This window comes from Gottfriedia acidiceleris (assembly GCF_002128425.1).
GTDB lineage: Bacteria > Bacillota > Bacilli > Bacillales > Bacillaceae_G > Gottfriedia > Gottfriedia acidiceleris.
In genome coordinates this window covers 163,984-177,069 of the sequence record NZ_NESS01000003.1, presented here as the reverse complement: position 1 = coordinate 177,069, position 13,086 = coordinate 163,984, and the positions used below count along the sequence as shown (strand labels likewise).

General features: G+C 31.5%; 16 protein-coding genes. 10 read left to right on the top strand and 6 right to left on the bottom strand.

What is annotated here, in order from left to right:
- Window positions 1-239 precede the first annotated feature (239 nt).
- Window positions 240-1,283, top strand: coding sequence for a LacI family DNA-binding transcriptional regulator (locus tag B6K90_RS07340; RefSeq protein WP_088012091.1), 1,044 nt, complete (start codon window positions 240-242; stop codon window positions 1,281-1,283).
- 61 nt (window positions 1,284-1,344) lie between these two features.
- On the opposite strand, the gene B6K90_RS07335 is transcribed toward B6K90_RS07340, so the two are convergent.
- Window positions 1,345-1,836: a YajQ family cyclic di-GMP-binding protein gene (locus B6K90_RS07335; RefSeq protein WP_088012090.1), complete on the bottom strand. Its 492-nt coding sequence runs from the start codon at window positions 1,834-1,836 to the stop codon at window positions 1,345-1,347.
- Between the two features lie 124 nt (window positions 1,837-1,960).
- Between B6K90_RS07335 and B6K90_RS07330 the strand changes: the two genes are divergently transcribed.
- Entirely contained in the window at window positions 1,961-2,836 is an 876-nt protein-coding gene (locus B6K90_RS07330; protein WP_088012089.1) for a CvfB family protein, read from the top strand.
- Window positions 2,837-2,933: 97 nt separating this feature from the next.
- Entirely contained in the window at window positions 2,934-3,785 is an 852-nt protein-coding gene (locus tag B6K90_RS07325) for a YitT family protein (protein ID WP_268875901.1), read from the top strand.
- A 260-nt stretch (window positions 3,786-4,045) separates the two neighbouring features.
- On the opposite strand, the gene B6K90_RS07320 is transcribed toward B6K90_RS07325, so the two are convergent.
- Window positions 4,046-4,174, bottom strand: a complete 129-nt coding sequence (locus B6K90_RS07320) for a DUF3941 domain-containing protein (RefSeq protein ID WP_088012088.1) — start codon at window positions 4,172-4,174, stop codon at window positions 4,046-4,048.
- 195 nt (window positions 4,175-4,369) lie between these two features.
- Here B6K90_RS07320 and B6K90_RS07315 point away from each other — a divergent pair, with 195 nt between their 5' ends.
- Window positions 4,370-5,179, top strand: coding sequence for a YitT family protein (locus tag B6K90_RS07315; protein ID WP_088012324.1), 810 nt, complete (start codon window positions 4,370-4,372; stop codon window positions 5,177-5,179).
- A 108-nt stretch (window positions 5,180-5,287) separates the two neighbouring features.
- On the opposite strand, the gene B6K90_RS07310 is transcribed toward B6K90_RS07315, so the two are convergent.
- Entirely contained in the window at window positions 5,288-5,872 is a 585-nt protein-coding gene (locus B6K90_RS07310) for a DUF421 domain-containing protein (protein ID WP_088012087.1), read from the bottom strand.
- A 227-nt stretch (window positions 5,873-6,099) separates the two neighbouring features.
- On the opposite strand from B6K90_RS07310, the gene B6K90_RS07305 reads away from it, so the two are divergent.
- The gene (locus B6K90_RS07305; protein ID WP_088012086.1) at window positions 6,100-6,603 is read left to right on the top strand and encodes a BsuPI-related putative proteinase inhibitor; all 504 of its coding nucleotides are present in this window, start codon (window positions 6,100-6,102) and stop codon (window positions 6,601-6,603) included.
- A 97-nt stretch (window positions 6,604-6,700) separates the two neighbouring features.
- Here the strand turns inward: B6K90_RS07305 and B6K90_RS23645 are convergent, their stop codons facing one another.
- Together B6K90_RS23645 and B6K90_RS07300 are read right to left on the bottom strand one after the other, a co-directional pair.
- A complete protein-coding gene (locus tag B6K90_RS23645; protein ID WP_165347023.1) occupies window positions 6,701-6,844 on the bottom strand; it encodes a hypothetical protein in 144 nt (47 codons plus the stop codon).
- Between the two features lie 186 nt (window positions 6,845-7,030).
- Window positions 7,031-7,846 (bottom strand): Cof-type HAD-IIB family hydrolase, encoded by an 816-nt coding sequence (locus B6K90_RS07300; RefSeq protein ID WP_088012085.1) that lies wholly within the window; start codon window positions 7,844-7,846, stop codon window positions 7,031-7,033.
- Between the two features lie 152 nt (window positions 7,847-7,998).
- Here B6K90_RS07300 and B6K90_RS07295 point away from each other — a divergent pair, with 152 nt between their 5' ends.
- Window positions 7,999-8,181, top strand: coding sequence for a YjzC family protein (locus tag B6K90_RS07295; RefSeq protein ID WP_056473610.1), 183 nt, complete (start codon window positions 7,999-8,001; stop codon window positions 8,179-8,181).
- 253 nt (window positions 8,182-8,434) lie between these two features.
- Here B6K90_RS07295 and B6K90_RS07290 read toward each other — a convergent pair whose 3' ends face one another.
- Window positions 8,435-8,623 (bottom strand): YjzD family protein, encoded by a 189-nt coding sequence (locus B6K90_RS07290; protein WP_088012084.1) that lies wholly within the window; start codon window positions 8,621-8,623, stop codon window positions 8,435-8,437.
- A gap of 162 nt (window positions 8,624-8,785) precedes the next feature.
- On the opposite strand from B6K90_RS07290, the gene B6K90_RS07285 reads away from it, so the two are divergent.
- The 4 genes from B6K90_RS07285 to fabF all read left to right on the top strand — a co-directional run bounded on the left by B6K90_RS07285 (window position 8,786) and on the right by fabF (window position 12,980).
- Window positions 8,786-9,511, top strand: coding sequence for an alpha/beta fold hydrolase (locus tag B6K90_RS07285; RefSeq protein WP_088012083.1), 726 nt, complete (start codon window positions 8,786-8,788; stop codon window positions 9,509-9,511).
- A gap of 47 nt (window positions 9,512-9,558) precedes the next feature.
- On the top strand, window positions 9,559-10,365 hold the full coding sequence (locus tag B6K90_RS07280) for a hypothetical protein (RefSeq protein ID WP_088012082.1): 807 nt from the start codon (window positions 9,559-9,561) through the stop codon (window positions 10,363-10,365).
- Window positions 10,366-10,780: 415 nt separating this feature from the next.
- Window positions 10,781-11,716 carry a beta-ketoacyl-ACP synthase III gene (locus B6K90_RS07275; protein ID WP_088012081.1) on the top strand — a complete coding sequence of 312 codons (936 nt, stop codon included), beginning with the start codon at window positions 10,781-10,783 and terminating at the stop codon, window positions 11,714-11,716.
- Between the two features lie 25 nt (window positions 11,717-11,741).
- Entirely contained in the window at window positions 11,742-12,980 is a 1,239-nt protein-coding gene (fabF, locus tag B6K90_RS07270; protein WP_088012080.1) for a beta-ketoacyl-ACP synthase II, read from the top strand.
- The last annotated feature ends 106 nt before the right edge of the window (window positions 12,981-13,086 follow it).

Here is a 13,086-nt window from a genome sequence, read left to right as displayed (position 1 = left end):
TTGTTGAGCTTAGAATACTTGAAATGATTGATTAAGGTCTTTTTAGTATTCTAAGCAAGCATCAAGCAGTGTTAATTAGAATAAGATTAAATCCACTAGATTCCAGTATAAATAAACGGGACATCGACTTGTGAAGGAAGATGTGGATTTTATCAAGAATCAGCAATCTTTTTAATAGAGTCTGCATCTAAAGAAATAATGATAACGTTTACATTCATTCGTAAATAAGGGGAATAAAAATGACTATTACAATTAAGGATGTTGCGAAGAAAGCGAATGTAGCGCCTTCAACGGTGTCTCGAGTTATCTCAAACAACCCAAGAATAAGTGAAAAAACAAAAAGAAAAGTTAGAAAAGTAATGGATGAACTAAATTATCATCCAAATTTAAATGCAAGGTCATTGGCTAATCGATCTACGAAATCAATTGGATTAGTTTTGCCACCAGCATTAGATACATCATTTCATAATCCATTTTTTGCAGAAGTAATTAGAGGTGTGACAGCATATTCAAATCAAAAGGATTACTCTCTTTATTTTATTACAGGGAACAACGAAGATGAAATTGAGCAAACTGTAATTAAAACAATCAGGGGTAGAAGAGTCGACGGAATTATTCTACTTTACTCTAAGGAAAATGATAAGATTATTGATTATTTGAACGAAAATAATTTTCCTTTTGTATTAGTAGGGAAGCCATATCATTCAATTGACGATATAACATATATTGATAACGATAATTATGCAGCTGCTAGAGATGTGACGGATTATTTAATTGATCATGGACATCGACAAATTGCGTTTGTTGGGGGAGAAAGTAGTCTTCTTGTAACCCAAAACCGTTTACGTGGCTACCAAGATTCAATGCAATTAAACGGACTTTCAGTAAATGAAGAAGAAATTATATTTACATCATTTACGAGAGACGGTGGAAGGAAAGCAGTGAATCAATTGCTCGAATTAAATGAGCTTCCAACTGCAATTGTTGTAACTGATGATGTACTAGCATTAGGTATTATAAGTGTTTTAAGTGAACATAACATTTCAGTTCCGAATAATATTTCAATTATTAGTTTTAATAATGCCATTTTTGCAGAATTATCAAATCCACCACTAACATCTGTAGATATTAATATTTATCAATTAGGTAATGAAGCGGCGAAAAATATTATTTCAAAAATTGAAGAACCAGATGGTACTGAGAAAAGCATCATCGTACCATATAAAATAGTAGTTCGTGGTACATGTGTAAAGAATGAGAGATTAACGTTAGTAAGTGGTTAATTATATTTTAAAGTTAAAAAAAGAGGATGATTAATTTCATCCTCTTTTTGTATGTATGTATTTATCGGTAATTCATAAATTGAACGTCGATTGATAAATCTGCACCTTTTACAGCAGCGATAATTGCTTGTAAATCATCTCTACTTTTTGCAGTTACACGGATTTGATCATCTTGAATTTGTGATTTTACTTTTAATCCGCTATTTTTAATGATTGTATTGATTTTTTTTGCATTATCTTTATCAATACCTTGGACTAATTTAGCTCTTTGTCTTACAGTACCACCTGATGCACCTTCAACCTTACTGTAGTCTAGGTTTTTAATAGGAACATTACGTTTAATTAATTTACTAATTAATACGTCTTTTAATTGCTCTAATTTAAAATCGTCATCAGAAACTAAAACTAGTTCTTCTTTTTCTAATGAAATTGAGCTTTTGCTTCCTTTAAAATCATAGCGAGTTGCGATTTCTTTTGTAGCAAGTTGAATCGCATTAGAGACTTCTGGTAAGTCTACTTTTGATACAATATCAAATGAACTTTCTTTTGACATAGATAGAATCCCTCCAATTCGTTAATACTTGTATTATAGTGTATGATAGACGAAGTAACAAACTTTCAGGTTAGCATGATATAATAATTTTTAGTTTGAAAGTTAAGAGAGGATGTAACAAAAAATGAGTTTACAAGCAGGAGAGATTGTAACTTTAGTTTGCAGTCGAGAAACGGATATTGGGTATATGCTTGTCCAAGATCAAGAAGAAGTATTTTTACATAAAAATGAGGCATCAGGTGAAATTGAAATAGATCAAGAAGTAACTGTATTTTTATATCATGATTCTAAAGGTAGACTATCTGCTACGATGGAAATGCCATTCATTACAACAGAAGGTTATGGATTTGCAAAAGTAGTAGATAAACTTGATGGAGTGGGTGTTTTTGTAAACATCGGTATTTCAAAAGATATTCTTTTAGAAAAAGGTGACCTTCCACCTCTTCAAGAAGTTTGGCCTGAAGAAGGTGATGAAATTTTTTGTACGTTAAAGCAAACAAACAAAGGTAGATTATTAATTAAAATTGCTACTGAACCAGTCATGAGAGAGTTTTCTGTACCGGCTGAATCTAATATGCTTAATAAAAATGTATCAGGGATTATTTATCGTACTTTAAGAGTTGGTTCTTATATTTTAACTGATGAACGATTCATAGGCTTTATCCATGAATCACAGAGAAAAACTGAACCTCGAATTGGTGAAAGAGTAAGTGGACGCATTATTGATGTAAAAGATGATGGAAGTATTAACGTGTCACTTTTACCAAGAGTGCATGAAGGATTAGATCAAGAAGCAAATGAAATTTATGAATATATGATGAGCCGTGGTGGCGCAATGCCTTACTGGGATAAAAGTGATGCAGAGGATATTAAAGTAAGATTTAATATTAGTAAAGCTTCATTTAAACGAGCGATGGGTAGATTATTAAAGGAAAACAAAATCTATCAAGAAGACGGTTGGACATACGCAAAAGAATTGTTTGAGAAGAAAGAGCAATAATTAGAGTTTGAAACCATTTCATATTGAAATGGTTTTTTTGCTATTTTTTTACAATTTACAGGCATACTAAACATATGAATGTTTAGGAGGCTTGTAGGTGAGTGACAAAAAAGAATTGTTATTAAAAGTTCTTGTCGTAATATTTGGTGCATTGATGAATGCATTTGCTATGAATTGTTTTTTAATTCCTGTCAGTGTTTATTCAAGTGGTTTTTCTGGTTTAGCTCAGTTACTTACTAATTTATTAAATGATTTTACACCTTTTTCAGCTTCTACTGGTATTTTACTTGCAATATTAAATATCCCAGTAATCATTTTAGCATGGAAAAAAATAGGTCCATCCTTTACGTATTTTACGATTTTAAGCGTTGGAATCACGACGATATTTTTAGAAATAATTCCAGTAACGCCTCTATTCTCAAAAGATATTTTACTTAACGCAGTCTTTGGTGGATTAATTGTTGCAGTTGGGATTGGATATACATTGAAGTTTGGTGCTTCGACAGGTGGGTTAGATATAGTAGCTCTAGTATTATCACGTTCGAAAGGAAAACCAGTTGGCACATACTTCTTCCTTTTTAATGCGTTAATTATATTAACAGCAGGCTATATTTATGGAATGGAAAAAGCCCTTTATACATTAATTAACCTATATGTTACTTCTAGATTCATTGATGCAATTCATACTAGTCATATTAAAGTAACTGCCTTTATTGTAACGACAAAAGGCGATGAATTGCGTAAAGAAATCCATTCAAAACTTGTGCGAGGAATAACTGCAATCAATGCAAAAGGTGCTTTTACGAATCAAGATAAGCAGATTTTAATGATGGTGCTATCACGTTATGAGCTATATCATCTATCGAAAGTCATTAAATCAGTTGATGAAAAGGCATTTACTAATATCGTTCAAACAATTGACGTGTTTGGTGAATTTAGGAAGTTTTAAGAGTGGAATTAAGAAAGGGGAATTAAACAAATAGGAAATTAAGTCTTAATCTATATATTGTAAAAAATACATAAAAAACTGTTCATCTTTTACCAAAATAAATGGAAAAGTTGAACAGTTTTATTTTTTGAATCTTAATAATAATAAGGCTTTTTCAAGTTTAGAAAGTTCTTATTGTCTTTCAGAAAGATTTAAATATACTTAAACTATTAGATGAAGAAATTCTTATGTTTTTGAGTAGATTAAAACGTTGAAAAATATTAAAGATGATCGACACTTTTAGAAAAAGATTTCTTACCAGCTTGTGCATTTTTTGTTTCTTGTGCATTTTTCTTTTCTCTTATAGCGTTATTATCTTTTGCTTTTTTGTCATTATCACTAGTAGGCATATATAAGCTCCTTTATAAGAAATGATAATGTTAGGTTTACCTATATCAACTTAATTATGTATGAGTGTTCGTTTTCAAATATGATGTTCTTTACAGAGACAACTTTTTAATATAGAGAGAAGTTTTATTTTTTTTGAGGAGGAAGCAAAGTTGGTGGAAAGAAATAAAGAGCTTTTATTTAAGCTGGTTGTAGTAATGATCGGTGGTTTCTTAAATGCGTTTGCAATGAATTGTTTTTTAATCCCTGCTAATGTTTATTCAAGTGGTTTTGCAGGTCTAGCGCAATTGCTTTCAAATATTATTACTGACTACACGCCGTTTACAGCAACGACGGGAATTCTATTAGCGTTATTAAATATTCCTGTTATCGTCTTAGCATGGAAAAAAGTGGGTCGTTCCTTTACGTATTTTAGTTTTTTTAGTGTAGGGATAATGACATTATTTTTGGAAATCTTACCTGTAAAACCAATTTTTTCTGATGATATTCTTCTTAATGCAGTTTTTGGTGGTTTAATTGCTGCGATCGGTATTGGAATGACATTAAAATTTGGTGGATCTACAGGTGGATTAGATATAATCGCCTTAGTTCTTTCAAAATCAAAAGGCAAACCGGTTGGAACATATTTCTTTTTGTTTAATGCTATTATTATCATTACAGCTGGCCAGCTTTATGGAATGGAAAAAGCTCTTTATACTCTAATCAATTTATATGTTACTACTCGAGTTATCGATAGTGTTCATACGAGTCATGTTAAACTAACGGCAATGATTGTCACTACAAAGGGTGAAGAGCTTAGAGAAGAAATTCACGCGAAACTTGTACGAGGAATTACGCAAATGAATGCAACTGGAGCATTTACTAAGCAAGATAAAGATATCCTAATGATCGTATTATCTCGTTATGAATTATACGATTTAGAAAGAATTATAAAAAGAGTAGATCCGAAAGCTTTTACGAATGTAGTACAAACCGTTGATGTATTAGGGGAATTTAGAAAGATTTAAATAGATAATGACTAGCAAAAAGTTAAAATTGCTAGTCTTTTTTTATTATTTGCTTGTTTTTTAAGGAAGGTAATGGGTTATAAAAAAGAAGAAATGGATTGGAAAGAACTATTTCAAATTATGATCTTCGGGTTTTTGTTTTCCTTTCAATTCATTAAAAATTGAACTTCGAGTATTCTCGCTTAAATTATTATTAAGTTTAAAACCGTACGATTCCATTAGTGTTTTAAACTCTCTGATCGTTAATGGTTTTGCATCTTCGACTAATTCGAATCCTAATAAGCCATTTGGTTCAATTGTTGCAAACTTAATGTCATCAAATTTATTAATTCCTTCATTTCGAATACGCATTTCCAATTGATCAACAGTTAATCGTAACTTTTTTAAATTTTTAATATTCAACTTCCCATTTTCTACTACAATTTTTGATTTTCCCGTAAAAAATTTTTCAAGAGTATTCGATTTCATCTGCAAATATTCTAATACAATTAGGGTTAACACAAAAACTGAAGCTGCAATTAATGTTTTACTTAAACCTTTTTCAATAATTGGCGTAACGATAATCGTACCAATCGAAATCATAACAATCGTTTGTGGTAATGTCATTTGCGAAATAGATTTTCTTCCTGCTATTCTTAACAGTAAAATGCCACTTAAAATAAGTAAGAACGAATGGAAAATGGTGTGCGTCATCGTAATTCTCCTTTCTTATATGTATTTTGATAAGATTTATTATTCAATTTTAATGATTATATAAATACTTAATTAATTTTTCTTATAATTTTTAGATTATACATTTATTTCTAATGAACTTCATTTATGTGAGCTACTACCATCACTAATATTTCACTGAATTATTAAAGTAATTTTCTAGTTATTTGGTATAATTTAGTAAAGCATACGATAAAGGTGGGGATACTTTGAAAAAGAGATCAATTCTCTTGCTAGCTTGTTCACTACTTCTCTCTGGTTGTGGTGCAAATAGTGAAAAGGAAATAAAGCCGACTAAAAATACAAAACAAACTGTAGTGCAAAGCAATGATATAGACGTTGAGAAGCTTACACCAAACCTTGATGTTACAGCAGCCAATGGGGTTGTAACGATGAAATATTCATTACGCAATGATAATAAAATCCCTGCAAATTTTACATTTTCTTCATCACAAACAGTTGATTTTATAATTAAAGATGAGAGTGGACAAGTAGTTTATCAATCATCTAGAGAGATGGCATATGCACAAGTCATTACAAATGTTACGATTCCTGAAGGCAAAGCACAAGTTTGGGAAGAGCAAGTTAATTTTGTTGATAAGAGTCTTCCACATGGGAATTATGAAGTAACTGCAAATATCGTTGCATCAAAGGTTAATGAGAAGGATCTTAATGGAGAAATTAAACCGGTTACCCAAACATTCTCTTACTAGAATCTCCTTCAGTGAACTAACGTATAAACTGATTGTTCGTAAATAAAAAACAACCAAAGGATTACTCCGATGGTTGTTTTTGTTTTTAATGCTTTTATTAAGCATTAAAGCTTTGTCTATTATTAGCTTTTCGCTCTTCTGCTTCAGCTAATGTAAAGTGATAAGGGAATTTTTCAGAGTACTTTGTAACAGAATCAGAACTTTGTTGAATAAAGCGCTTAGACTTATTACCTTTGCCCATTATGATTCCCTCCTAAATAGGAAAGCTTTTTTTGACTTCTTAAGTATTTCCAATAATAATTGATCAATATCAAAAAGTGGATAATCCTTTTGGTGAAGTCCTTAATAGAATGCACAAATTGCAAATTGTTATAAGTGGTTATTATTAGTTTTGTTTGAAATTAATGACAAAGAAATTGTGCATTCGTTATAATTTTAAGTTGAAAAAATCTTCCAAGAAAATCGCGATTCCATCTTCTTGATTAGATAATGTTGTATGGTTAGCAATATTCTTTAATTGATGAATTGCATTTTCCATTGCTACACCATGACCCGCATATTCAATCATTTCCAAATCATTGTCCTCGTCCCCAAAAGCTATAATGTTTTTTCGAGGAATATTATAGAAAGAGGCTACTTTTTGTAGTCCAATTGCCTTATTCATACCTGCTTTAACAATTTCGATTATATGATGAGGTGCTGCCCAGCGACGGTGATCAATTACTTCAGCGTGAACATTTGATAGGTGCTCACGAATACTGGCAACATGAGACTCTTCACTATCAATTAGAAGACATGTTGGAGCTTGAGTAAGATTTTTAACTAAATCTCCATGGATTATATCTTCTTTTAAGTAGTGGAAAAGTGGGATTATCTCTTCTTGGTGTTTATCCGCATATACATCGTCCATTATTTCAGCATACATATTTTTCAATTCATACTCTCTACAGGAACTAATTACCTCTTTTGCTACTTCTAAAGGTAATGATTCGTGATAAACTCCCCATGAATCATCTAGGGGGTGATGAACATAAGCACCATTAAAGTTTACAATTGGAGTTGTAAGTTTTAATTGATCATAATACATTTTACTAGCTCTAAAAGGTCTACCGGTTGAAATGCATACTTCGTGACCTTGGTTCTTTAACTCATAGATCACTTTTAAAGTACGTTCGGATATTGTTTTTTCATCCGTTAATAAGGTGCCGTCTAAATCTAGTGCAATTAAGTGTTTTGTTTTCATATTCATCACCTTTTATTTTTTAATGTTAATCTTTTTAAGAAAAATTATTATTGGGTAAAAAGCCAATAATTACTAATGATACCATCTTTTTAAAAGAAAAAACTTTAATTTTAGAGGAACAATAAGAACCTAAATAGAAGGAGGAATGGATTATGGGTCAAGCACATCAATTTCGACCAGGCGACAAAGCACCAAATAATGGGGTATATGTGGAAATCGGCGAAACAGGAAGCAACGTAACTCGCCCAAAACAAATTAAACTTCAGGCTGGAGAAGTTTTTCCAGATACACAAAACCATAACAGAAAATGGACATATAAATCCAAATTTAAATAATTGATTGGAAACTTAGAAAGTATAATGAACTCATGAAGAATGGGTTCATAGAAGAAATATCCTAAAAATATAAAAAAAGCGCTTTCGATTATTTGATCGAGGGCGCTTTTTTATGCGTTTACAATCTACAAAATATTGAATGTATTAATCAAAATTTTAGTATTTTATAAATTATCTAAATCCATAATTGCTGACATATGTATGTACCAAGTTGAACGTTTTTGGGTGCTACAACATATGTTATATATAGATTTTAGTGGTGTTTTGCAACAGGTTCATTAGGAATTATTGATTCGCTAAGAACTGAAATAGCTAAAGATAATACTACAGCCATTATTGAAGCAGTTGTGAAATTATATTCTCCGCCAGTCATTGAACTTAAAACGTAAGCTCCCATTTGGCATAAAACAAAGCTCCAGAACAATGTCATAATAAAACGCACTCTAATCACTCCTATCTAGTTAGTTCTTATCATATTATATACCTAGAAATTTGATAATTGAAGTTATAATTAAAAAGTTTTAATTAAAAAAAGTAACTTAAGAATTTTTTATACCTATTTTATAATTCCCAAAAATACTACATTAATAATAAGGTGATAAGAATGCCTGTAACTGAGAGATTTTTTAAACAAGAGGATCAATATGCAGTTATTCATCTACCTATTAGACCGAATGGCTTCGGAGTACTCTATGTCGGTGGGAATACGCATTACGTAGATAATGATCATAGTTGCTTATTGCAGCATTTTGATAAAAGAAAACTATTATCGACTTTAACAGATGAAGGGTACACAGTATTCACTTCAAATTTATATGGAAAAAACTGGGGTTCAGATGACGCTGTCGATTTAGCAGAAAGCTTATATCATTCAGTTATGAGAAAAGAAATTTTGAATCCATCAATTCATATAATTGGGGAAGGTACTGGTGCATTAGTCGTTTGTAAATTACTTGGCCTCTTAAAGGGAAAAGTCAGAAGTATTTCATTATTAAATCCTTCGTTAAATATAAAAAATGAATTAGATTTAGAAAGAGAAAATAAACTGTTCTATAAGAGAACCGTTCATGAAATTTTGAAGGCATATAAAGCGTCGGATATATATATGGTTATAGATAGAGAATGTTTTTTCTATGAAACAATTTCACCAATTAAAATTTACACAACAACAAGAAATCATTATAAATGGAAAAGCGATATTAGACTTTTAGAAGAAGAGCGACATAAAAATAATTTACCGATTTCGATTTTGATCTCCTTAGAAGAGAAAAAATTTGATTGTGGAAAAAACTTAATAAGGTTTTTAAAAAAATATCAAGATGTTTTATAGTCTCTATATTTTTTTTGAATTAATTCCTTAGAAGAAGGAGGTTAATAATGAAAAAGTGTGCGGTTCTAGGATCCAGTGGATTTATAGGATATGAGTTAGTCTGTCAACTAATGGAATATAATGATGTCTCAGCGGTTGTAATGGAAAAAGGAAATGAAAGTGATTTAATTAGTGAAGAAAAAATCTTCTCAATTGGAAGAAATGCAAGGGTCATCTTTTTGGATGAAGAGCAATTTTTATTAGAGAATGAGCAATATGATACTATTTTTATTTGTCATTTTTACGACGAACTAAAGTTAAAAGGCACAATTAATAATATTGAATTTACAGAAAAACTATTTAACAAGATCATTGCTAAAAGTAAGGATATTATCTTTTTATTATCTACAAAAAAAGAATTAGCAGATTTAGAAAGAACTGTTAATGAATTAAGTAAAAATATAGATTGCAATATTACTTATATTGAAATTCCATCTTTATATGGACCTTGGGAGCCATCCGCAGGCTTAGTACATGAATTGATTGTTCAAGACTTAGGAAAGAGAAATGTATCCATTAAAAATGTATATGGTTCTAATGAAATTCTATTTGTAGAAGATGTAGGTAAAGCGATTAGAATAATTTCAGAGAAGGAATTAAAAGAACATAAATATATCATTACGGCTAAACAATGTATGTACTTACCAGAGCATGGGAATTTCACTGGATTACAAAATATGATCGAAGGAATAAAGTTTGCACAAAATAGAAATTTTATAGATGCAACTCCTTTTGTTATTATTAATACAACTTCAATTGAGGACGGTATACAAAAGCAAAAACTGCAAATTCAACAGCATTTTCATCTTTACTAATATAAGGTACATGAGTAAGAAAAAGATAAAAGGAAATTGTTCGTTTTGAATTATTTCCTTTTTTATGTTGAAAAATAAATCAGTCATAAGATGAGCGGCTTCTTCTTAATTAAGACTAATTAATTTTTAATTTAGGAGATGAATTTTAATTATTTAGTACAACAGCGTGAAAGGGAATAGTTCGTTTTGAACTATTCCCTTTTTTGTAGTAGAATACAATACGTTTGAAAATTTGCTTTGGTTTTGAAGTTTGTTCAATTGAGTGGTATTCTTTTAAGAAATGTATAATCTTTTTTATAGTCTAGATATTAAAAGATAAAAATGTAGACAAAGTACTTATTATTTCATAAAATTAGTACCAGGTAATAATAAGAAGATATAAAAATTAAAATTTAAAAGTAAGGCGGGGATATTAATGAATGCTGGAATTTTAGGTATTGGCTCATACGTACCCGAAAAAAAATTAACCAATTATGATTTAGAACAAATGATGGATACTTCAGATGAGTGGATTGTTAGTCGTACTGGAATTAAGGAAAGAAGAATTGCTAGTGACGAACAAGACACTTCTCATTTAGCATATGAAGCTGCGGTAGAAGCTTTAAAAGATGCAAATGTAAAAGCAGAAGAACTTGACTTAATTTTAGTTGGAACTGTTACACCAGATATGTCATTTCCATCAGTTGCATGTGTAATTCAAGAAAGACTTGGAGCTAAAAATGCTGCTGCAATGGATATTAGTGCTGCTTGTGCTGGATTTATTTATGGAGTTGTTACAGCAACTCAATTTGTTAATACTGGTACTTACAGTAAAATACTAGTAATTGGAGCTGAAAAGTTAACGAAAATTGTTAACTGGGAAGATCGAAATACGGCAGTTTTATTTGGTGATGGTGCAGGTGCTGCAGTTATCGGTCCAGTAAGTGAAGGAAGAGGTATTCTTTCTTATGAACTAGGCGCGGACGGTACAGGTGGAAAACATCTATATAAAGGTGGAGACCACTTAGTAATGAATGGCCGAGAAGTCTTTAAATTTGCAGTTCGTCAAATGGGAGATTCTTGTGAAAGTGTATTAAAATTAGCTGGATTAACAAAAGAAGAAGTGGATTTCTTAATTCCACACCAAGCGAATACTCGTATTATGGAAGCAGCAAGAGAAAGATTACAGCTTCCTAAGGAAAAAATGAGTGTAATTATAGATCGTCATGGCAATACTTCTTCATCTTCAATTCCGATTGCATTAGTTGAAGAGTATAAAAAAGGTAATATTAAGGAAGACGATGTATTAGTATTAGTTGGATTTGGCGGCGGATTAACTTGGGGTGCAATTGCACTTCGATTCGGAAGATAATCTAATTGAAGGGAGATTTTTTGAAATGAAAAAACGAGTTGTTATCACAGGATTAGGTGCAGTATCACCTATTGGTAATGATATTAATACAGTATGGGAAAGTTTAATGAATGGAAAGAGTGGGATTGGTGTTCTAACTCGAAAAAATCCTGATAATTTCCCTGTTAAAGTTGCGGGAGAAGTAAAAGACTTTGATCCTGAAAAATATATTGATAAAAAAGAAGTAAAACGCATGGACCGTTTTACTCACTATGCAATCGCAGCTTCAAAAATGGCTCTAGAAGATGCAAACTTTACAATCAATGAAGAAAATGCTCCAAAAGTTGGTGTTTGGATCGGTTCTGGTATCGGTGGTATGGAAACATATGAAGAACAGTTTAATACTTTCCAAACAAAAGGTGCACGTCGAGTAAGCCCATTCTTTATTCCAATGCTAATCCCTGATATGGCATCTGGACAAGTATCTATTCTAACGGGTGCTAAAGGTCCAAATGGTTGTACAGTTACAGCTTGTGCTTCTGGTGCAAGTTCGATTGGTGATGCTTTCAAAATTATTCAACGTGGCGATGCAGTTGCTATGATTACTGGTGGTGCAGAAGCACCGATTACTGATATGGGTCTTGCTGGTTTCTGTGCTGCTAGAGCTTTATCATTAAATCCAGACCCAGAGAAAGCATGTCGTCCATTTGACAATGCTCGTGATGGCTTTATCATTGGTGAAGGTGCTGGTATCGTGTTCCTTGAGGAATTAGATCACGCATTAGCTCGTGGAGCGAAGATTTATGCTGAAATCGTTGGATATGGAACAACTGGTGATGCACACCATATTACAGCTCCAGCTCCAGGTGGAGAAGGTGGCGCACGTGCAATGAGAATGGCACTTGATGATGCTGGTTTATCAGTTGAAGATATCCATTACATTAATGCGCATGGGACAAGTACTGAGTTAAACGATAAATTTGAGACAATGGCAATTAAAGAAGTATTTGGAGAACATGCATATAATGTACCAATTAGTTCAACAAAATCTATGACTGGTCATATGCTAGGAGCAGCAGGTGGTATTGAAGCGATTATTACTGCATTAACAATCCATAATAAAGTAATTGCTCCAACGATTAATCACCAAGAAACAGATAGCGAATGCGATTTAGATTATGTACCAAATGTTGCTAGACCATTTAATGTAAAAGCAGCAATTTCTAATTCATTAGGATTTGGCGGACATAATGTAACTTTAGCATTTAAAGAATTTTCTAAATAAGTTTAAATTCAATTATACAAATTTTGGACACAAGAGCTTAGGTCTTTACCTAAGCTTTTTTTTATTAGAAAAAAAGTAACTTTCACAAGTTAATTTTCATACTTTA